Genomic DNA, 18,911 nt, shown 5'->3' on the forward strand with positions numbered 1-18,911 from the left:
CACCGCCCGAGGCCCAACTTCACCCAGAGCCGCCCTATATGACGCAAAATCAGCGGTCGGCTCAGCGGCGGATGACCGCCTTCTCCCCCCTCGACCACGAACGGCAAGGTGCTGCCGGGCGGCGGGAACGGGCAGATCCTGTTGACGCCGGATCTCGGCCGCCTTCTGCGCCGCCTTCTGCGCCGCCTCCGCGTCGGTGCCGCCGAACGCGAAGGTCACTCCGGGCATGATCTTCAGGTCGTCCGGCCGCCGCCCGTACCGCGCCAGGCGCCGCTTGACGTCGCAGTAGTCGGCGCGGCCCGCCTCCAGCGTGCCGTGCGGCGGTCCGCACGGTTGAGATATCCGCCGCGCCGGAAGTACTCACCGGTGAACGCATCGGAGGAGGTCACCACGTTCCAGGCGGCGCGCCCCTCGCGCCTCGTCTTGCCGCTGACCTGGTAGCCGCCCGCGCAGACGGCCCGATCCCCCTTGGTCCGCCCATGTTCCGGGCATCCCACAGGTCCGCCGTCGGCTGCCACCGGACGCCTCGCACGCCTTCACACTCGCTGTCAGCTACACCCGCTGCAGCACTCAAGACACTGGCAGCACTCCAGGCATTCGCAACACTCGCAGCGCTCACAAGCATCGCAGCAGTCGCAATCACAGTTGCGGCACCAACCGTGCCGCGGCTGCCCGGTCCACGGGTCGTGGTAGGGGTCTCGGCAACACAACTGGCACGTGCAGCACAGCCCGGTCCATATCGCGCAGCCGACGAACCAGTTGTGGCGGCGCGGCGGCTCGGGCGGCGGAAACCCACCACCGGGCCCGCCCGGCGCGTAGGGATTCTGGTACGGGTTGCCGTGCGGGTTGCCGTACGGGTTCTGGTGCGGCGAGTTGTACGGGTTGCCTGGCGGCGGGTAGGAGCCCTCGACCGGGCGGGTCTCGCAGATGTGCCCCTGCGTCCCGAACGCCCGGTCCACCGACCTGGGCAACTCGTGGACGAGCAGCACATGCGCGAGCTTGGCGTCGGTGAACTCCACCTCGCGCAGCGCGAGTCGCACCCCGTGCACCGCGTCATCGCACAGTCGGCGCGCTTCGGCGAGGCTGGTCCCGGTGGCGGTCAGCGGATTCCAGGCGCCGGATTTCTGATCTGCTGTCAAGTCCTCGACGGCGTCCAGCAGATGCGCGAGCCTGCCGAAGAGCCGGCCCGCCTCGGCGAGCGGTGCGCGGTTCCCCGGCCGTCCGGCGAGCACCGCGGTGTGTTCGAAGGCGGCGGCCGTCGCCGTCTCGGTCGGCTCGGTGACCGTGAGCAGCGAGGTGCCGGGGCCGGCCAGCGCCTCGATCCCGGTCTGCCGGTCCACCGCGTCGACCAGCACCGCGGTGTCGAAGCCGATTCCGGCGCCGACGGACGCGCCCTTGCGGTCCCAGCTACCCGCCACCCGGCGCGCCGCGGCGGCCACCGGACGACGGCCCAGCATTCCGTCGCGGTCGGCGATGTGGTCCCGTACCTTCGCCGAGGCCAGCACGAGGGAGACCGCGGCGGCGAGTCGCGCGCCCTCGCCCTTGGCCACCGGCGCGGTGCGCATACCGCGGAGCGGGCAGGGTCCGGCCGTACGCCGCCAGTCACCCGAGTGCTGCGACTGCGCCTCGACCAGGACGGAGATGATCAGCCCGTCGTAGTTGGTGGCGACCCGGGCCAACTGGCCGTGATCGTCGCGCAGTGCGAGGCACAGGCCGCACAGGTGGGCCATCCATGAGGTGGCAAGGCCTTCGGACAGCCGGTGTCGGCACGGTCGGATGATCCCGAACAACTCTCCCCCATCGTTCAGACAAGCGGCGCGGAACAGGCAGCGCCCAACGAGCGATGCCCAACAAGCGCGCATTTTTGATCGTGAACAGTCACGATCGGTCGTCGCCGGTCGTGATCGGCCCGTCATGCTACCGGCCACCCGGAACGTCGGCGCACACGGGAGTGAACCGGGTTCGACGGGGGAAGTGAACCGCCAAGCTGTTACGGATGAACGGCGGCTCGTGAGCCGTACGGACGCGCGCCGTCACCCTCCCGTGAAGCTCAGCGGGACTTTTTCTCGCACACCGTCACCTTCCGCATTTCCATGACTACCTGACGCATCGCCATGTGCTGCTGTTGCACCAGAACCGTCACGAATCCCCAGTACGGCGGCTTTCCACTTGGCGCATCATCCGCATCATGGACGACCATAGGAGGGCGGACGTTACGGACCGCACGCGAGAGGAGGCGTCCATGGGTTCGGTACGAAAGGCCAGCGCATGGCTTGGACTCGTCGACGAAAGCGACGACGAGCGCTACTACGACGAGGAGTACACGGACTACGCGGAGGGTCCCCAGTCCAGCGAGTGGGTCACCGACCCACGGGTGCGGGTTGCCGCGGAGAGCGCCGAGGACCACGGCCAGCGGATCGCCACGGTCACCCCGGACGGCTTCCGGGACGCGCGCGGGATCGGCGAGCTGTTCCGGGAGGGCGTGCCGGTCATCGTCAACCTCACCGCCATGGAATCGGCCGACGCAAAGCGCGTGGTGGACTTCGCGGCCGGACTGACCTTCGGGCTGCGCGGTTCCATCGAACGGGTGGCAACCCGGGTGTTCCTGTTGACCCCCGCGGACTACACGGTGGTCAACGGCGCCGCGGGCGGCCGTGGCTCGGACAGCTTCTTCAACCAGAGCTGAGGGGGCAGGCCAGCGGGCCTGCCCCCGGTTGCCGGCACGGGGTCTGTCCCGGAGCCCCGCACCGCCCCGCCCGACGGGAGGCGGCGGGCGCTCCCGTACCGCGGCCCTGTCCACGGGGCCTCGTCGGGTCGCGGCCGGTTCGGCGCCGCCGGTCCAGGCCGCCCGTACTACTCGGCGTCGCGGCGGCGACAGACTGTCGCCCCCACCCCGAAGGGTTCCGGGCGACTGCCCCCGGACGAGGAAGCCCCCGCGGGCCTAGCGGAACGCGTCGAGGGACGTGAGGGCCTTGCCCAGGACCAGTTGGTGCATCTCCACCGTGCCCTCGTAGGTCAGGACGCTCTCCAGGTTCGTGGCGTGGCGCATCACCGGGTACTCCAGCGAGATGCCGTTGGCGCCCAGGATCGTGCGTGCCGTGCGGCAGATCTCGATCGCTTCCCGCACGTTGTTGAGCTTGCCGAAGCTGACCTGTTCCGGGCGCAGCCGCCCGGCGTCCATCCGCCGCCCGAGGTGGTGGGCGAGCAGGATGCCCTTGTGCAGTTCGACGGCCATGTCGGCGAGCTTGGCCTGGGTGAGCTGGAAGGCGCCGATCGGACGGCCGAACTGCTCACGGGACTTGGCGTAGTCGAGCGCCGCCTCGAAGCAACTGCGGGCCGCGCCCATCGAGCCCCAGACGATGCCGTAGCGGGCGTGGCTCAGACAGCTCAGCGGACCGCGCAGCCCGGTCACCTCGGGTAGCACGGCGTCGGCGGGCAACCGTACGTCGTCCATGACCAGTTCGCTGGTGACCGAGGCGCGCAGGCTCCACTTGTGCCTGATCTCCGGCGCCGAGAAGCCGGGGGCGTCGGTGGGGACGACGAAGCCCCGGATACCGTCGTCGGTACGGGCCCAGACCACCGCGACGCCGGCCACCGAGCCGTTGGTGATCCACATCTTGCGACCGGTCAGCACCCAGTCGGTGCCGTCGCGTTTGGCGTAGGTGGTCATGCCCGCCGGGTCGGAGCCGTGGTCGGGCTCGGTCAGACCGAAGCAGCCGATCACCTCGCCTGCCGCCATCCGCGGCAGCCACTCCTGCTTCTGTTCCTCGGAACCGAAGCGGTGGATCGCGTACATCGCCAGCGACCCCTGGACGGAGACCAGCGAGCGGATCCCGGAGTCGGCCGCCTCCAACTCCAGGCAGGCGAGGCCGTACTGGACGGCGGAGGCGCCGGCGCACCCATAACCCGTCAGGGACATGCCGAGCGCACCGAGCGCACCGAGTTCCCGGGCGAGCTCGCGGATGCCGGGCAGTTCGCCGCGCTCGTACCACTCGGCGATCCGCGGCAGCACCCGGTCTGCGGCCCATCGGCGCACCGTGTCCCGTACCGCGAGGTCCTCGTCGCTCAGCAGCTCGTCGAGACCGAGCGGATCGGACGGGTCGAATGACGGCAGCGCGCTGCCACTCATGGACGGCTCCTTGGGGCGGTCGATCGTCGCTGATCGATCTTTCCTGGTCGCCGCTGACGCTACGGCCGCGTCCGCTCGCCGTAAAGACCCTCAAGGTCGGCGCCCTCGGACTGCGCGCGGGCCGGCGCCTCGACGGTGCGCGGGAGCCGGAGCGCGGCGATCGCGCCGAGCAGCAGCAGTGCGGCGCTGGTGACCAGGGTGAGGTGCAGCCCGTGGACGAAGGAGCCGCGGGCGGCGGTGCGCAGGGCCTCGCCGGTGGCGCCGCCGATCCGGTCGGCCACCTCGTAGGCCTCGCCGAGCGAGTGCCCCGCCTCGGCTCCCGCGGCGGCCGGGACGCCCGGGATGCCGCTGACGCCGGGGGCGTATCCGGCGTTCATCACGCTGCCGAGCAGCGCGATGCCCATCCCGGCGCCGAGTTGGTAGGAGGTCTCGCCGATCGCCGCGGCCCCGCCCGCCTGGGCGGCCGGGGCTTCGCTGAGCATGGATTCGTACGCACCGAACAGCGTGGTCTCCAGCCCGAAGCCGAGCGTGACGAATCCGGCGGTGAGCAGCCAGGGGCGGTCGTGCTGTCCCATGGCGGTCAGTGCCAGCACGGCGAAGGCGGTGAGGGCGAAGCCGAGGCAGACCATCATCCGCGGGCCCAGACGGTGCAGTATGCGCGATCCGGCCAGTCCGGCCGCCATGGCGGCGAAGGTGAGCGGAAGCAGCCGCAGCCCGGTCTCCATGGGCTCCAGGCCGAGCACGAGCTGCAGGTACTGGACGGCGATCAGTTCGAGTCCGACGAGCGCCAGCATCGCCAGCACGATGCAGCCGACCGATGTGCTGAACGCGGGCCGGGCGAACATCCCCATGTCGACCAGTGGATGCCGCATCCTGCGTTGACGGCGCACGAACAGCCAGAGCAGAACCGCGCCCACCGCCAGCGGAACGACCACCACGGGTTGGTACGGCACCGCGCCGCCGCCGAGCCGCTTGACGCCGAGGATGACCCCGAGGATGCCCAGCGCGGCCATCCCGGCGCCGAGCACATCCCACGGCCCGTCGCGCTCGCCGGTGGACTCCGGCAGCAGACGGCGTGCGATCGGCCAGATCACCGCCATCAGTGGAATGTTGATCAGGAAGACCGAGCCCCACCAGAAGCGTTCCACCAGGAAGCCGCCGAGCACCGGCCCCACCGCCGCGCCCACCGCGGCGAGCGCGCTCCACAGCCCGATGGCGAGCGCGCGCTCCTTACGGTCGGGGAAGACCTGCCGCAGGATCGACAGCGTGGCCGGCATGATCATGGCCCCGCCAACGCCCAGCAGCGCACGGGCCATGATCAGGACGGCCGGGGTGGTGGCCAGTGCCGCGACCGCGGAGGCGGCGGCGAACAGTCCGTACCCCAGCAGCAGGACGCGTCGGCGTCCCACGCGGTCGCCGAGCGTGCCGAACAGGATGAGGAGGGAGGCGGCGGCGAGCGGATAGGCGTCGACGATCCACAGCAGCTCTATCGCGCCGGGACGCAGATCCGCGGTGAGTGAGGGGATCGCGACATGCAGCACGGTCGCGTCGAGCGCGACGAGCAGCAGGCTGACGCAGAGCACGGCCAGGATCGTCCAGCGGTTGGCGGGACCGAGGTCCCCTCCGGTACCGGGTTGCGGACTTCTGGCCTGCGGGACGGCGGCCGTCGGCGTCGGGGTGCCGGCCGTGGTCGTCCCCGTCATCCATGCACCTCCACTGGTGTTCGCTCGCGCCCCGCGGGCGGCGCCGGGCGGCGCCCGCGGCCCCGGCGGTGGGCAGCGGCTCCGGGTACCCGGCGAAATGGGGCGGGTGAGCCGCCAGGTTACGCGAGTCCGGCGGCCCGCCATGCGGTCCGGCCCCGCTTTCCCCATCCGACCCTCGGGTTCCCGCCAGGCCAGACGCGCTCGCGGCAAGTGGCCGCGGTCACACCCGTGAGTCGCACGGCGGTCCCCCCACGTTGACCTGGCGTTGGCCTGCCCGAGTTCTCGATCATGAAACGGAGGACACGCCCCGGTTAAACCTGAAAGGCCGTCAGATGCCGTCGGCCCCCGGAAAAACACCCACACCAATTCCGTGATTCCCCCGAAGAAATACCGAACAGAAATGGAGAACACCGCTCCGGGCGCAGCGCCACGGCAGCACCCAGAGCAAGTGGAAAATGTGAGCTGCATGACATCGCGTGACTGTTGCCACATCACATCGTCATCACAAAAAGGCCCGTTCGGCCAGCCATACCCGTCACACGCTGTAACGTCGATTGTGTGCGTACCGACCGAATCGTCGCCCACTCGGCGCAACAGCTAGAGCAGGAGCGACCGAGCGACCGCGAGGTCCCGGGGATGAGCCGAACACGCCGCGTGCTGTTCGGCACCACCACGGTGGCCTACGCGGCCATAGTCGCAGCCGTACTCGGATCATCCTGGCTGGTGCGGCTGGACTGGCAGGTGATGCTGTTCCGGCCGTACAAGCAGTGGCCCCAATTCCACGCGTTCCTCGACTACTTCGTGGTCCTCGGACAGCGCGGCCCGACGGCGGTGATGGTCGCGGCCTGGCTGGCCTGGCGCACCTGGAAGCACCGCACGCTGCGTCCGCTGCTGGTGCTCGGCACCGCGCTGCTGCTGCTCAACATCACGGTGGGCGCGGTCAAGTACGGCCTGGGGCGGCTCGGGCCGCACTACGCCACCACCATCGGCTCCGCGGAACTCTTCCAGGGCGGCGATATATTCCCCTCTGGCCACACCGCCAACGCGGTGGTGACCTGGGGAATCCTCGCGTACCTGGCCACCACTCCGCGGGCCCGGCGAGTGCTCTCGGTGGTCAGCGCGGTGCTCTCGCTGGCTGTGGGCATGACCACGATCTACCTCGGTACGCACTGGGTGACCGATGTGCTCAGCGGCTGGTGCGCGGGACTGCTGGTGCTGTTCGCGCTGCCCTGGTGCGAGCCGATGATCAGCCGCGCCGAGGAGTGGCTGCTGGTGAAGTGGGCCCAGCTGCGCTCCCGTTGGGCGCTCACGCCCGTCACGGTCTCGCCCATCGCGGCCGGCTCCGGCCTCATCCCGCCGCGCGGCGCCGCGGACGACGCCCCGGTGCTGCAGCCGGTCGGCGCGGGCGCCCCGGCCCGACCGGCGTCCGCCGCGGTGGCTTCCCGCGGGGCGCATCACGGCCTGCGCGGCCACACCGCACGCCATGAACGCCCGACGGTCCCGCCGCCCGGCAACCGCCGCCTGCCGCACGGTGAGCGGTCCACCCGCCCGGTACCGCCCGTACAGACCGCGCACCGCGGCCGGGGCGCCCAGGGCTGACCCAGCACGACAACAGCACGCCAGAGCCGTCGACGGCCCGCGGGAGCGGTACGCACAACTCCCCCGCGGGCCGTCGGCCGTTCCCGGCTCAGCCTCGCGGGCCCGTGGGTCGTTCCCCGGCTCAGCCCGCCCAGCAGCGGGTGACGACGCCGTCCTGGACGGTGAAGTTCAGCCGCCCGGCGAGGTACTCCATGGTGATCACCGCGTCCGGCGGCAGCGGCCGCACCGTCGTCCAGCCACGCTCGGCGGCGGTCCGCCCGGCCTCCTCGGCGGTCATGCCAACGTACTGATCGAGGTTGTCATCAGGGACCCGATCGGGTGTCGGCAGGGGGGCCATGTCCGCCACCGTACGACATCCCGCCCGACCGCGTCCGAGGGACGGTTCCCGGTGCATCGTCACGCTTCTGTCACAGTGCGCGCCGCGGTGTTTGCCGTCGGCGTGTCACTCGCGCACCGCGCAATTCCCCTCGGGAGAAACCGCCGCCGCGCCTTCCGAGAATCATCCGGTGCACCCGCCAGCGTGATTATCCGGAAGGCCGCCCCAACACCCGGATCCGCTATTCACGGACTGCCGGCGGGGTTAATTCATAACGACAAGCGGAACCCCCGGAACGGAACCCACAATTCCTCCACATCACCCCCTCGCTGTTCACGTGTTCACAATGCGGACCGCCCGTCGGAGAGCCCAGGGCGGGCCTCCACGCCAAGCGCGGCGAGCTCCTCGTCGGTGAGCAGCCGCGACCGGATCAGGAAGCGGCGGCCGGTGGGTGCCTCCAACGAGAACCCGCTGCCACGCCCCGGCACCACGTCGATCGTCAGATGCGTATGGCTCCAGTACGCGAACTGGTCCCGCGCCATCCAGACCGGCACCGGATCCATCCCGGGCACCTCGAGATCCCCGAGGCGCACATCGGCGTCCCCGACGAGGAACTCCCCCGCCGGGTAGCACATCGGCGAACTGCCGTCGCAGCAGCCGCCCGACTGGTGGAACATCAACGGGCCATGCGACTCCGCGAGACGGCACAGCAACTGCGCCGCCTCCTCGGTGCACGCGACCCGGCACGCACGCACCGCACCCATCAGAACGGCCCGAGGCCCTGCGGGGCGCAGCTCACCAGTGGGTTCATGGCCCTTTGTCGATCCACGTGCGATCCCTCCCTTGACTCGCGCAGTAGGCACACACCGGCGCTTCCCCACCACGGCGCGGGCCCGCGCCCGGCCCGGATCATGCTCAAGCGACCGGTCATCACGACACGCCAGCACCGTCCTCCCGCCGCACCAAGCAAGGCTGCTCCCCAAGCACCGGCTCCCGCCAGACCACGGGCGTACCTCTCTCATGTGAACCTCACTCCCGCCGGACGTCGCGGCCGACCGCGCGGCCTACGGCCGACTCCTCGGCGAGGCCGGCACCCCAGAGGAAGCAGCGGCTCTGCTGGTAGCCAACCTTCCACCGCACGTTGGCGTTCCGTTGGCTACGTGAACTCGGCACTCGTCAGGGGCGGCCGCACGGCCCGCCGCGGCTCGCCGTGCGCGCTGTCCGGCTGCCACCCGGGCCGACGCTCTTTTCTTCGCTCCGCTCCGGCCCGCCCGCCGTCGCCCCGTCGCCCCATCTCCCCATCGCCCCATCGCCCCATCGCCCATGGGCCGTACCGGTCAACGATTCCCGGCCGTTCGAGGGACATACCGGCCATCTCCGGCGCGTTGGCTGTCCACCCGGGGCATCGCTTCTCCCGGGCAGGAGCGCTCAGTCCCCTTGCAGAAGAACGACAGCGGAAGCGGTCGTAGGGCCTGCCCCTGCGCACGGCGAAGGAGAGGCGAAATGCCCGTACGCACAGCCCAGGCGGAGCGGCGCCGGTGGACGCCCGCGGTCATCGTGGCGGCGACGGCGGCGGGGGCGGTCGGCCTGGTCGGGGTGACCCCGGCGGTGTCCGGCGGGCACGATACTCACCGTGTCAAGGCCAAGGTGGATTGCGACCGCGACCCGGGTGACCTGCGGATCGCGATCGCCAGCGCTCCGAAGGGGGCGAGACTGCTGGTGAAGGGGACTTGCGTCGGGCCCTTCAGAATCACCAAAGACCTGACTCTCATCGGCCGAGAGCGCGCCGTCCTCGACGGCAACCACACCGGCAGCACCGTCACGGTCATCCGAGCTACTCCAGGCTCCCCAGTGCCCCGGGTTCGGCTGACCAACCTGATGATCACCCACGGCACCACCGCCAGCGGTGGCATCGGCGGCGGCATCCGCAACGAGGGCTTTCTGAGGCTGAACGACTCCACGGTGAAGGGCAACAGTGCCCCCGGCGGCGTCGGCGGTGGCATCTTCAACAGCGCCACCCTCACGGTGAAGAACTCCAAGGTGAGTCACAACACCGCGGGCGCGGGTGGCGGCGGCATCGTCAACGACAAGGGCACGGCGACGCTGATCCGCTCCACAGTGAGTGAGAACACCGCACCGAATGGTGGCGGCATCGTCAACGACGGTACGGCGGAACTGGACCGGTCCCGGGTACGCCACAACCGGGCGACGAACCAGGGCGGAGGCATCTCCAACGGCGGCACTTTGACGCTCCGTCGCTCCTCCAAAGTCGCGCACAACACCGCGGACGGCGGCCCCGGCTCCGGCGGTGGCATCTTCAACAGCGGCAAGGTGAGGCTGGATCACTCCAAGGTGCGCGACAACCGCCCGGAAAACTGCGCTCCGCCCGGCAGCGTCCGCCGCTGCAAGGGCTAGCCGGCAACCCGGCGGACGCGGCCCTACGGCAACACGGCCAGTCCGAGCACCCGAAAACTGGACTCCCCGCAGGAACCGGCTCGGCCGGATCGCCGTTTGCAGCCCTGTGTCGCCGTACCCGACCCTCCGCCGCCAAAGCTGGAAGTGAACGGGCGGACGCACTACTCGGCCCACTACAGCGCCCGAGGCCCGCGCTACAGTTCCCGGCCCCCGCCGCCTGAGCCAGCTCCACGACTGCCAGCGGCTACTGGTCGTCTTTGCCCCTTGCTGGTGCACTCCGGCCGCACCGCCTCAGATCTTCGCGCTGACCAACCGCCCCGAATCGTGGCCGACGTGTGCTTGGCTCATTGGATCGGGGGCGGCGTGGCGGGTGCGTCGGTCGCGGCGTTGGCGTAGCGGTGGGCCAGGCGCGCGAAGGCGTCCTTGAGCTCGGTCGGCCCGACGACCTCGATGTCGGCGTCGAACCTGCCGATGGTGGCGGCCAGGCCGGGCCATGACCAGGAACCCAGGACGAGCCGGCAGCGGTCCGGGCCGAGTTCCTCGACGACTCCGTCGCGGGTGTATTGGGACACGACGGCGGCGGGCAAGGCGAGGATCACCTCACCGCGGCAGGGCCAGCCGCCCGAGCCGTCGGAGCCCTGGAACCTGCTGGCGACGAAGGCGGCCACCTCACGTCCGGGCAGTTCGCGCGGGGTGAAGCGGGGCCCCGTGGGGGTACGCGGGGCGATCCGGTCCGCGCGGAAAGTGCGCCAGTCCTCGCGGTCGAGGTCCCAGGCGACGAGGTACCAGCGTCCGCCCCAGGTGACGAGGTGGTGGGGCTGCACCCGGCGCGGCGGAGTTTCGGTGCTGTCCTGATCGGCTCCCGGTGGGGATGCGGGGGTGTAGTCGAAGCGCAGCACTTCGCGGGCGTGGACGGCGGCGCTTAGTGCCATGAGCACGCTGCTGTCGACCCGCGGGTCCGGCCGGATCGCGGGCCGCTCGACGGCGGTGACCTGGAGGGTGTCGATGCGGCGGCGCAGTCGTGCGGGCATGACCTGCCGGACGGTGTTCAGCGCGCGCGCCGCGGCTTCCTCGATGCCGGCGCCGGTGGTGACGGCGATCTGGAGTGCGACGGCGAGGGCGACGGCCTGCTCGTCGTCGAAGAGCAGCGGGGGCAGTTCCGTGCCGGCGTCGAGCCGATACCCGCCGTCGGGGCCCTTGGTCGCCACGATGGGGTAGCCGAGTTCGCGCAGGCGGTCGACATCGCGGCGCACGGTGCGCGGGCTGATGTCCAGCCGCTCGGCCAGCAGCGCCCCCGGCCAGTCCCGGCGCGCCTGGAGCAGCGAGAGCAACGACAGCAGTCGCCCTGAAGTCTTCTGCATGACCCCGATATTGCCCCAAGAAGCGGCCACAACCTGGCCGCTTCTCCTGCGACTGTGGTCACTGAGCAGGGCCAAGCAAGCCGACCTTCGTGATCGTCATCGGCTGCGGGCGTAGCAAGCCTCCGCTGTCACGGCGGACCGGCCCTGCGGTCGACACGCTTCGTGGGCCGTCGGACCGAGATGCGTAAGACCGCCCGGACAAGATGAATCGAGAGGCAAGGAGCCAACCATGTCCGTCAACGCTGTGACCCACCTGAACTTCCGAGGCGACGCCCGCACGGCACTCACGTTCTACCAGTCCGTCTTCGGCGGGGACGTTGCCATGGTCACGTACAAGGACGCCGGAAACGTCCAGGACCCGTCCGCGGCGGACCAGGTGATGTGGGGTCAGGTGGCCGCTGGCAGCGGTTTTCGCGTGATGGCCTACGACGTGCCCTCGCACATGCCGTGGAACCAGGGTGAGAACGCGTTCTTCGTTTCGCTCCGCGGCGAAACGACCGAGGAGGTCACCGCGTACTGGGAGGGGCTCTCCGACGGTGCGACCGTCCTGCAGCCGCTGGGACCCGCGCAGTGGGCGCCCCTCTACGGAATGCTGAAGGACCGGTTCGGCGTCACCTGGGTCGTGGACGTCGTCAGCGAATACAACGCGTCCTGACCGCCAAAGCCCGGGTGGCGGGCATCCGCCACCCGGCCGACGCTCCGACGACGGCGTTCAGCAACGGTGGCGGTCCGCCAGCCGGCGGCCGGCACGCGGGAGTTGGTCCATCCGGCCAGGAGCGAGCCCGGCGGAGCCGGCAGCCCGCGTTCCGCCACGGCGCTGCCAGCTCCTACCAGACCAAGACGCAACTCGAAGGCAGGGACGTAGCAGTGAAGACGCGCGCGCTGGGCCTCGCGATGGCCTTCGCCATCACCCACCCCGGCGTCCCCTCGGCCATCATCGGGCCCCGCACCATGGTGCACCTGGAGGACCTCCTGGCCGGCGCCGCGACCCCTCTCGACGACGGGGTCCTCGACCGGATCGACCAGATCGTGGCGCCCGGAACCGACGTCGGACCGCTCGACGTGTCCTGCACCCCGCCGGTCCTCACACGAGCGGCGCTACGGCGGCGATCGGCCGACGGGCGCGTCGCGGCATGACCCCGACGACCGTTCTCGACGCCCGGGCGCTCAACCGCGCGACGCTCGCCCGGCAGTTGCTGCTCGACCACACCGACCTACCGGTCCTCGACGCCGTCGCGCACCTCGGCGGCCTGCAAGCACAGGAACCGCAGGAACCGTTCGTCGGACTCTGGTCGCGGCTACGCGCGTTCGACCCGACGGTGCTCTCGGACCTGCTGATCCGGCGGCGCGTGGTGCGGACCCACCTCATGCGCCGCACTGTTCATCTGCTCACCGCCGAGGACACGCTGGCCTGGCGGGCCCGCCACGACACCATGCTGCGGCAACGGGTGCTCGGGACCTACCGCCGCGAACTCGACGGGGTGGATCTCGACGAACTCGCCGCGGCGGGCAGGGCGGTCATGGCCGACGACGAGCCCCGCTCGATGACCGAACTCACGCGTGTGCTCGCCGACCGCTGGCCGGCGCCGGGGCCGCGGGCACTGGGCGAAATGCTGATCGCCGCCCTCATCCCGATGGCACAGCTGCCGCCGCGCGGGCTGTGGCGCACGAAGGCGGGAGTACGCAACGTCCTGCTCCGCTCCTGGCTGAGGCGCGAGATCGACCCGCCGGCCCCGGACGGCTCCGATCCGGTCGGCGAAGCGCTGGTACGGCGCTATCTGGCCGCGTTCGGTCCCGCCGCCTCGGCCGACCTGCGCGCCTGGTGCGGCCTGGCCGGTTTGCCGGCGGCGGTCGCGGCGATACGAGAGGAGTTGGTCACCTTCCGCGACGAGCGCGGCCGGGAACTGCTGGACCTTCCCGACGCGCCGCGCCCCGACCCCGACACACCGGCCCCGGTGCGGTTCCTGCCGGCGTTCGACAACGCGATCCTCGGCTACCACGACCGCAGCCGGATCATCGACGACGCCCACCGCGGCCTGTCGGTTGCCGGCGCTCGCGTCGTCCTGGTCGACGGCCGCGTCGCCGCGACCTGGGTCGTCGAGGCCGACACCGTGATGGTCACCCCGCTGCGCCGCTTCTCCCGAGCCGACCGCAGCACCGTCGCCGAGCAGGGGCGGGCGCTGGCGTCGTTCCTCTCCGACAACGACAGCCACCGCGTACACATCGCCGCGTCTCCCGACTGAGCGACACTCCCGCGAACTCAACCGGCCTGCCGCGGCGCGGGTTTTGCAGGCCCACTTTCCAACCCGACGTCCCATACCCCGAGAAGAGTCAGGGCGTGGCTCCAGCCGCCCGGTCCCGCGAACAGGTCCAGGAGTGTCCAGGGGCGCGTAGCTGCGTTGAAACGTGTGTTGCGGTCGCGTGGTTCCGGGCCGGCGCTCCGCGTCAGCGCTCGACCGCTGATCCTTGCGATACGGCACGATCTCGCAGGTGACCAGCAGACCCGCCGCCGCGGCGCGGCATCTGCGCGACCTCGCGCGGCTGCGCCGCGTCCGCGACCGGATCGACCGGGAGTATGCGCAACCGCTGGACGTCGAGGCGCTCGCCCGGGGTGGGAACATGTCGGCCGGGCACCTCAGCCGCCAGTTCCGGCTCGCCTACGGTGAGCGCCGTACGGCTGCTCGCCTACGGTGAGCGCCATACGGCCACCTCATGACGCGGCGCGTCGAGCGCGCGATGGCGCTGCTGCGTCGTGGCGACCTCAGTGTCACCGAGGTCTGTTTCGCGGTCGGCTGCTCGTCGCTGGGCACCTTCAGCACTCGCTTCACCGAACTGGTCGGTGTGCCCTCCAGCACCTACCGGCGCCACGCGGCGCGCGCGACGGCGGAGATGCCGTCATGCGTCGCGAAACAGGTGACCAGACCGATCAGGAATCGAGAAGCACCGGTCACGGAGCCGCAGCTAGCGTGACCGCCATGGACATCACCATTCACGCGACCTTCCTGCCGCACAACGACCCGGACGCATCCCTGTCCTTCTATCGCGACACCCTCGGCTTCGAGGTCCGCAACGACGTCGGAAACGGCGGGATGCGCTGGATCACGGTCGGCCCCGCCGACCAGCCCGGCACGTCCATCGTCCTGGAGCCGCCGACCGCCGGCCCCGGCATCACCGACGACGAGCGCCGCACCATCGCCGAGATGATGGCCAAGGGCACCTATGCCCGCATCATCCTGGCCACCACCGACCTCGACGGCACCTTCGCGCGGCTGCAGGCCAGCGGCACCGAGGTCGTCCAGGAGCCGACCGAGCAGCCGTACGGGGTTCGCGACTGCGCCTTCCGCGATCCCTCGGGCAACCTGATCCGCATCAACGAGCTCCGCTGAGCCGTCCGGCCATCGCAGCCATGACCTGCACGGACGGACCGTGAAGGAGCCGGCCCACGACGCCGGTGGCGACCGCCGGGTGGCCACCGTCAGGCCTCGGCGGACGGCACCGCACCGCTGGTTCCGCATCTCCCCGCGCCGCATCCAGGCTTGGCGCGAGGTGAACGAGATGCCCGACCGCGAGCTGATCCGCGACGGCCGCTGGTCGGCCTGACGCCTCGGCCGGTCGCGCCGAGTGGCCGGGTGCCGGAGGCTCCAGCCGCCCAGACCGACACCGTCGAGCAGGGAGACAGCGACCGTTGTCGCGACCGCGCCGACGAACGACAACCAGCCGTTACGCTCGAAGCCGGTCAGATCGAGCCAGGCGACGCCGACAGAGACCGCGAAAGCCGCCCCGCCCAACAGATTGGAGACACGATGAGCATGGCCACGAGGACGGACACGCAGTCGCCTGCGGTGCATGTTGCCGACAGCCACGAATTGATCCGCGTGCACGGCGCGCGCGAGAACAACCTCAAGGACGTCAGCATCGAGATCCCGAAGCGCCGGCTGACGGTGTTCACCGGCGTCTCCGGCTCGGGCAAGAGCTCGCTGGTGTTCGACACGATCGCCGCGGAGTCGCAGCGGCTGATCAACGAGACCTACAGCGCCTTCGTGCAGGGCTTCATGCCGACGCTGGCGCGGCCCGAGGTCGACATACTCGAAGGGCTGACGACCGCGATCATCGTCGACCAGCAGCGGATGGGGGCCGACCCCCGCTCCACGGTCGGCACCGCCACCGACGCCAACGCGATGCTGCGCATCCTCTTCAGCCGACTCGGGAAGCCGCACATCGGCTCGCCGAAGGCGTTCTCCTTCAACGTCGCCTCGATCAGCGGAGCGGGGGCGGTCACCCTGGAGCGCGGCGGGCGGACCGTGAAGGAGCGTCGCGAATTCAGCATCACCGGTGGCATGTGTCCGCGCTGCGAAGGCCGGGGCGCGGTCTCCGACATCGACCTCACCCAGCTCTATGACGACTCCAAGTCGCTCGCCGAGGGCGCGCTCACCATCCCCGGTTACAAGGCGGGCGGCTGGAACTACCGGCTCTACAGCGAATCGGGCTTCTACAGCCCGGACAAGCCGATCCGCAAGTACACCAAGAAGGAACTGCACGACTTCCTCCACCGCGAGCCGACCAGGATGAAGATCGCGGGCATCAACATGACCTACGAGGGGCTGATCCCGCGGATCCAGAAGTCGTTCCTCGCCAAGGACAAGGAGGCGATGCAGCCGCACATCCGGGAGTTCGTGGACCGCGCGGTCACCTTCACCACCTGCCCCGAGTGCGACGGCACCCGGCTCAGCGAGGCGGCCCGGTCGTCGCGGATCGGTGAGATCAACATCGCCGACGCGTGCGCGATGCAGATCAGCGACCTGGCCGAATGGGTCCGCGGCCTCGACGAGCCGTCGGTGGCGCCGCTGCTCGGCACGCTGCGGCACACCCTCGACTCATTCGTGGAGATCGGTCTTGGCTACCTCTCGCTCGAGCGCCCGTCGGGCACGCTGTCGGGCGGCGAGGCGCAGCGCGTCAAGATGATCGGCCACCTCGGCTCCTCGCTCACCGACGTCACCTACGTCTTCGACGAGCCCACCACGGGCCTGCACCCCCATGACATCCAGCGGATGAACAACCTGCTGCTGCGGCTCCGGGACAAGGGCAACACGGTGCTCGTCGTGGAGCACAAGCCGCAGACGATAGCGATCGCCGACCACGTCGTCGACCTCGGCCCCGGCGCCGGTACGGCGGGCGGCACCGTCTGCTTCGAGGGAACCGTCGAGGGGCTGCGGGCCAGCGGCACCATCACCGGCCGCCATTTCGACGACCGGGCCGCCCTCAAGCAGACGGTGCGGAAGCCCACCGGCGCTCTGGAGATCCGCGGCGCGACGGCGCACAACCTGCGCGACGTCGACGTCGACATCCCGCTTGGGGCGCTTGTCGTCGTCACCGGCGTCGCCGGCTCCGGCAAGAGCTCGCTCGTGCACGGGTCGCTGGTCAATGGTTCAGGGGCCGGCGACGCGGGTGTGGTCTCGATCGACCAGGCCGCGATCCGCGGCTCGCGGCGGAGCAACCCGGCGACCTACACCGGACTGCTCGACCCGATCCGCAAGGCGTTCTCGAAGGCCAACGGCGTGAAGCCGGCGCTGTTCAGCGCCAATTCCGAGGGCGCCTGCCCCAACTGCAACGGCGCGGGCGTCATCTACACCGACCTGGCGATGATGGCCGGCGTCGCCACCACCTGTGAGGAGTGCGAGGGGAAGCGGTTCCAGGCAGCGGTGCTGGACCACCACCTCGGCGGCCGCGACATCAGCGAGGTGCTCGCGATGTCGGTGGCCGAGGCCGAGGAGTTCTTCGGCGCCGGCGAGGCGCACACTCCGGCCGCGCACCGCATCCTCGACCGGCTCGCCGACGTCGGGCTCGGCTACCTCAGCCTCGGCCAGCCGCTCACCACGCTGTCCGGCGGTGAGCGGCAGCGGCTCAAGCTGGCCACCCACATGGCTGAGAAAGGTGGCGTCTACATCCTCGACGAGCCGACCACCGGCCTCCACCTCGCCGACGTCGAGCAGCTGCTCGGCCTGCTCGACCGACTCGTCGACTCCGGCAAGTCGGTCATCGTCGTCGAGCACCATCCGGCGGTCATGGCGCACGCCGACTGGATCATCGACCTCGGCCCAGGCGCCGGCCACGACGGCGGCCGGATCGTCTTCGAGGGCACACCCGCCGACCTCGTCGCCGCCCGCTCCACCCTCACCGGCGAGCACCTCGCGGCCTACGTCGGCACCTGACCGAGGCCCTCGCGGACGCCGTGAGACGAGGTGGGTGCGGCCGTGGTCAGCTCCCAGTGGTCGGTCTCGACGGGGCTGCACCGCTGACGGCCCGTTCGAGGCGGACTCGGCGCGTCAGCCCGACAGCAGAACGCCGGGCACCGCGTGGGCGGTGACGGTCCCACTGGTCGACAGGACGGCTGGGCGGAGCACGTCCACACACCACTGGCGGAAGCTGGTCGCGGTGCGCTCGGCAACGGGCGAACCGCCGTCGTAGATGCCGTCGTTCTGTGCCGTCGTCATATCGACAAGGCCCTGCGCAGATCCTTCGGTCGCTCCGCGCGCCAGCGCCATCGCCTTGCAGTCCGCGACGCTGATCTGCCGGAAGCGGACCGGCCGGGCCAGCACATCGGACATGACCTGTGCCATGTCGTCGGGGGAAAGATCATCGGGGCCGATCACCGGCGTACTGTCCTGCCCGCTCCAGGACGCGTCGGGCAGCAGCGTGGCCGCCGCCGCGGCAATGTCGCGGGTGGCGACCGTCCGCAACGGACGATCACCGGAATTCGCCAGGACAGCGTGGCACATACCACCGGTTCGTCGGCGCAGCCGGCCAGCACCGGGCAAGCGACCTGCTCCAACTGCTCAAGCTCGTCGAACTCGGCGAGCTGATCACCCTCCTACCGGAATCCGTCGTCAACCGGTACCCGCGCCCTGGTGTCGTCTTCCGCGATGTCGTGGACGCACCGCCCGCGATATTGGTGATCGCGTGGCCGCAAACGTCCCGGTCGAGCGCCACCGCCGCGCTCGTCCGTGCCGCCAGTGCCGAGTGATGATCAGCCGCCTCCCCTACACGGAACTACACCGCGCGATATACGCCCACCCCACGTCAGCCGAAGGGCTCACCTTCCTGCTGAGACAGCCACCTGCACCTGCCCGGCGGGCCACCGGCCAGTAGCCCCCAAAGGCGCCTGACGGGCGAAAGCCCAGGTCAGGCGCCCTTTTCAGGCGCTCAGAACAGCCCGAGCCCCTGCGGGGCGTAGCTCACCAGCGGGGTCTTGGTCTCATGGTGGTACATGAAGTCATCCCCTTCTGACCAGCGGCGACGGGTGGAATCGATCGTTGCGATAGCGAGTTGGTCCGTGCCTTGCCCGGATCTTGGTCGTGGAGAAGCGGTGGGCCAGTCGGTCAGCTGACACA

The 18,911-nt window shown here is 70.5% G+C and carries 16 protein-coding genes and 5 pseudogenes; 11 read left to right on the forward strand and 10 right to left on the reverse strand.

Annotated features, from left to right (window positions below):
• Nucleotides 1–129 precede the first annotated feature (129 nt).
• The 3 genes and pseudogenes from P2L57_RS12285 to P2L57_RS12295 form a co-directional block, all read right to left on the reverse strand.
• Nucleotides 130–410, reverse strand: a pseudogene (locus tag P2L57_RS12285) (hypothetical protein); the annotation flags it as partial.
• A gap of 138 nt (nucleotides 411–548) precedes the next feature.
• Nucleotides 549–1,790 (reverse strand): DUF5685 family protein, encoded by a 1,242-nt coding sequence (locus tag P2L57_RS12290; protein WP_275812688.1) that lies wholly within the window; start codon nucleotides 1,788–1,790, stop codon nucleotides 549–551.
• Between the two features lie 260 nt (nucleotides 1,791–2,050).
• The gene (locus P2L57_RS12295; RefSeq protein WP_275812690.1) at nucleotides 2,051–2,200 is read right to left on the reverse strand and encodes a hypothetical protein; all 150 of its coding nucleotides are present in this window, start codon (nucleotides 2,198–2,200) and stop codon (nucleotides 2,051–2,053) included.
• A 42-nt stretch (nucleotides 2,201–2,242) separates the two neighbouring features.
• Between P2L57_RS12295 and P2L57_RS12300 the strand changes: the two genes are divergently transcribed.
• Nucleotides 2,243–2,686 (forward strand): cell division protein SepF, encoded by a 444-nt coding sequence (locus P2L57_RS12300; protein ID WP_275812693.1) that lies wholly within the window; start codon nucleotides 2,243–2,245, stop codon nucleotides 2,684–2,686.
• Between the two features lie 255 nt (nucleotides 2,687–2,941).
• On the opposite strand, the gene P2L57_RS12305 is transcribed toward P2L57_RS12300, so the two are convergent.
• Nucleotides 2,942–4,129, reverse strand: coding sequence for an acyl-CoA dehydrogenase family protein (locus P2L57_RS12305; protein ID WP_275812696.1), 1,188 nt, complete (start codon nucleotides 4,127–4,129; stop codon nucleotides 2,942–2,944).
• 59 nt (nucleotides 4,130–4,188) lie between these two features.
• Nucleotides 4,189–5,832, reverse strand: a complete 1,644-nt coding sequence (locus P2L57_RS12310) for an MFS transporter (RefSeq protein WP_275812699.1) — start codon at nucleotides 5,830–5,832, stop codon at nucleotides 4,189–4,191.
• A 558-nt stretch (nucleotides 5,833–6,390) separates the two neighbouring features.
• On the opposite strand from P2L57_RS12310, the gene P2L57_RS12315 reads away from it, so the two are divergent.
• Nucleotides 6,391–7,431, forward strand: a complete 1,041-nt coding sequence (locus tag P2L57_RS12315; protein ID WP_275812701.1) for a phosphatase PAP2 family protein — start codon at nucleotides 6,391–6,393, stop codon at nucleotides 7,429–7,431.
• A 121-nt stretch (nucleotides 7,432–7,552) separates the two neighbouring features.
• Here P2L57_RS12315 and P2L57_RS12320 read toward each other — a convergent pair whose 3' ends face one another.
• Together P2L57_RS12320 and P2L57_RS12325 are read right to left on the reverse strand one after the other, a co-directional pair.
• Nucleotides 7,553–7,768, reverse strand: a complete 216-nt coding sequence (locus P2L57_RS12320) for a proteinase inhibitor I78 (protein WP_275812704.1) — start codon at nucleotides 7,766–7,768, stop codon at nucleotides 7,553–7,555.
• A 320-nt stretch (nucleotides 7,769–8,088) separates the two neighbouring features.
• A complete protein-coding gene (locus tag P2L57_RS12325) occupies nucleotides 8,089–8,511 on the reverse strand; it encodes a DUF779 domain-containing protein (protein WP_275812707.1) in 423 nt (140 codons plus the stop codon).
• 739 nt (nucleotides 8,512–9,250) lie between these two features.
• On the opposite strand from P2L57_RS12325, the gene P2L57_RS12330 reads away from it, so the two are divergent.
• On the forward strand, nucleotides 9,251–10,162 hold the full coding sequence (locus P2L57_RS12330) for a right-handed parallel beta-helix repeat-containing protein (RefSeq protein WP_275812710.1): 912 nt from the start codon (nucleotides 9,251–9,253) through the stop codon (nucleotides 10,160–10,162).
• 344 nt (nucleotides 10,163–10,506) lie between these two features.
• Here the strand turns inward: P2L57_RS12330 and P2L57_RS12335 are convergent, their stop codons facing one another.
• Nucleotides 10,507–11,523 (reverse strand): helix-turn-helix transcriptional regulator, encoded by a 1,017-nt coding sequence (locus P2L57_RS12335; RefSeq protein ID WP_275812713.1) that lies wholly within the window; start codon nucleotides 11,521–11,523, stop codon nucleotides 10,507–10,509.
• 229 nt (nucleotides 11,524–11,752) lie between these two features.
• On the opposite strand from P2L57_RS12335, the gene P2L57_RS12340 reads away from it, so the two are divergent.
• From P2L57_RS12340 to P2L57_RS12350, 3 genes are all read left to right on the forward strand, one after another.
• Nucleotides 11,753–12,178 (forward strand): VOC family protein, encoded by a 426-nt coding sequence (locus tag P2L57_RS12340; RefSeq protein ID WP_275812716.1) that lies wholly within the window; start codon nucleotides 11,753–11,755, stop codon nucleotides 12,176–12,178.
• Nucleotides 12,179–12,390: 212 nt separating this feature from the next.
• Nucleotides 12,391–12,660, forward strand: coding sequence for a hypothetical protein (locus tag P2L57_RS12345; RefSeq protein ID WP_372515687.1), 270 nt, complete (start codon nucleotides 12,391–12,393; stop codon nucleotides 12,658–12,660).
• Nucleotides 12,657–13,766, forward strand: coding sequence for a winged helix DNA-binding domain-containing protein (locus P2L57_RS12350; RefSeq protein WP_275812718.1), 1,110 nt, complete (start codon nucleotides 12,657–12,659; stop codon nucleotides 13,764–13,766). The genes P2L57_RS12345 and P2L57_RS12350 overlap by 4 nt, the downstream gene beginning before the upstream one ends.
• A 9-nt stretch (nucleotides 13,767–13,775) precedes the next feature.
• Here the strand turns inward: P2L57_RS12350 and P2L57_RS12355 are convergent.
• A pseudogene (locus P2L57_RS12355) lies at nucleotides 13,776–13,897 on the reverse strand (DNA cytosine methyltransferase); the annotation flags it as partial.
• 116 nt (nucleotides 13,898–14,013) lie between these two features.
• Here P2L57_RS12355 and P2L57_RS12360 point away from each other — a divergent pair.
• The 4 genes and pseudogenes from P2L57_RS12360 to P2L57_RS12375 all read left to right on the forward strand — a co-directional run bounded on the left by P2L57_RS12360 (nucleotide 14,014) and on the right by P2L57_RS12375 (nucleotide 17,732).
• Nucleotides 14,014–14,493 (forward strand): annotated as a pseudogene (locus P2L57_RS12360) (helix-turn-helix transcriptional regulator).
• Between the two features lie 5 nt (nucleotides 14,494–14,498).
• Nucleotides 14,499–14,909, forward strand: a complete 411-nt coding sequence (locus P2L57_RS12365; RefSeq protein WP_275812722.1) for a VOC family protein — start codon at nucleotides 14,499–14,501, stop codon at nucleotides 14,907–14,909.
• Nucleotides 14,910–14,976: 67 nt separating this feature from the next.
• Nucleotides 14,977–15,123: pseudogene (locus P2L57_RS12370) on the forward strand (pyridoxamine 5'-phosphate oxidase family protein); the annotation flags it as partial.
• A 203-nt stretch (nucleotides 15,124–15,326) separates the two neighbouring features.
• Nucleotides 15,327–17,732 carry an ATP-binding cassette domain-containing protein gene (locus P2L57_RS12375; RefSeq protein ID WP_275812725.1) on the forward strand — a complete coding sequence of 802 codons (2,406 nt, stop codon included), beginning with the start codon at nucleotides 15,327–15,329 and terminating at the stop codon, nucleotides 17,730–17,732.
• A gap of 114 nt (nucleotides 17,733–17,846) precedes the next feature.
• Here the strand turns inward: P2L57_RS12375 and P2L57_RS40710 are convergent, their stop codons facing one another.
• Complete coding sequence (locus P2L57_RS40710; RefSeq protein WP_303656229.1) at nucleotides 17,847–18,299, reverse strand: Rossmann-fold NAD(P)-binding domain-containing protein; 453 nt, start codon at nucleotides 18,297–18,299, stop codon at nucleotides 17,847–17,849.
• A gap of 32 nt (nucleotides 18,300–18,331) precedes the next feature.
• Here P2L57_RS40710 and P2L57_RS40715 point away from each other — a divergent pair.
• Nucleotides 18,332–18,544: pseudogene (locus P2L57_RS40715) on the forward strand (LysR substrate-binding domain-containing protein); the annotation flags it as partial.
• Nucleotides 18,545–18,911 lie beyond the last annotated feature (367 nt).

The organism is Streptantibioticus ferralitis (genome assembly GCF_029223525.1).
Lineage (GTDB): Bacteria > Actinomycetota > Actinomycetes > Streptomycetales > Streptomycetaceae > Streptantibioticus_A > Streptantibioticus_A ferralitis.